This is a genomic window from Gudongella sp. DL1XJH-153, from assembly GCF_049310905.1.
Taxonomy (GTDB): domain Bacteria; phylum Bacillota; class Clostridia; order Tissierellales; family Tissierellaceae; genus Gudongella.
Genome location: NZ_JBMEMN010000085.1, coordinates 1 through 1017, shown reverse-complemented (window position 1 = coordinate 1017; position 1017 = coordinate 1). Strand labels below are relative to the sequence as shown.

The window sequence follows — 1017 nt, the reverse complement described above, 5'->3', positions numbered from 1 at the left end:
TATGACAGACGATCAATTCAGAGCTGAAAAGCAATACCAATCAAGTCTTTCTATTGCAAAATCCATGCTTGAAAAAAGCATAATTACCCCGGAGGAATTTGCCTTAATCGATGAGTATCTTCTTGAAAAATACAGGCCATTACTAGGTACACTATTCTCTCACATTAACTTGACTTCATAGCCTTTTAGAGTGATGTATAGTGTTGAAAGGAGTGAGTTTATGCGGAAAATCAATAGAATCGAACCTTCCGCTCCGGTAATGCCTACAAGAAAAAAGGTTGCTGCTTATGCCAGAGTTTCCGAAGAAAAAGGCAGAACATTACACTCTCTTTCAGCGCAAGTCAGCTTTTATAGCAAATACATCCAGACTCATCGAGAATGGGAATATGCAGGTGTATATGCAGACGAAGGGATTTCAGGCACGACTGAAAACCGGGATGAGTTCAAGAGACTGCTGGAAGATTGTGATGCAGGCAAGATCGATATTGTATTAACCAAGTCCATATCGCGATTTGCTAGAAATACCGTAGACCTACTGGAAACAGTACGCCACCTTCGAGACATCGGAGTTGAGGTAAGGTTCGAGAAAGAAAACATCAATTCAATGAGTGGCGACGGTGAGCTAATGCTCTCCATCCTCGCTTCCTTTGCCCAGGAAGAAAGTCGCTCTACAAGTGAAAATGTAAAATGGGCCATTCGAAGGAATTTCCAGAAAGGAAAGCCTAATTCATTTAGTATTTATGGCTACCGCTGGAACGGAGAGCAGTTTGTTGTTGAGCCGGAGGAAGCTAAGATTGTAAAACTGATTTATGATAACTTCCTCAAGGGAATGTCCGCCGAACAAACAGAAGTGCAGCTTGAAGAAATGGGTGTCAAATCATATACCGGAGGACGCTTTTCAAACACCTCAATTCGGGCGATCCTTAAGAATGAAAAGTATACCGGTAACATGCTTTTACAAAAGGGTTTTATTGAGGACCATATCACACACAAGTTAAAGCCCAACAACGGAGAACT

The 1017-nt window shown here is 41.7% G+C and carries 2 protein-coding genes; both read left to right on the top strand.

Going from position 1 to position 1017, the window contains the following annotated elements; genetic code table 11:
* A partial coding sequence (locus ACOEN1_RS13460; RefSeq protein WP_422487404.1) for an SHOCT domain-containing protein occupies positions 1 to 181 on the top strand: 181 nt, incomplete at its 5' end.
* A gap of 39 nt (positions 182 to 220) precedes the next feature.
* Positions 221 to 1017: recombinase family protein (locus ACOEN1_RS13455; protein ID WP_422487403.1), on the top strand; the 797-nt coding region annotated here is incomplete at its 3' end.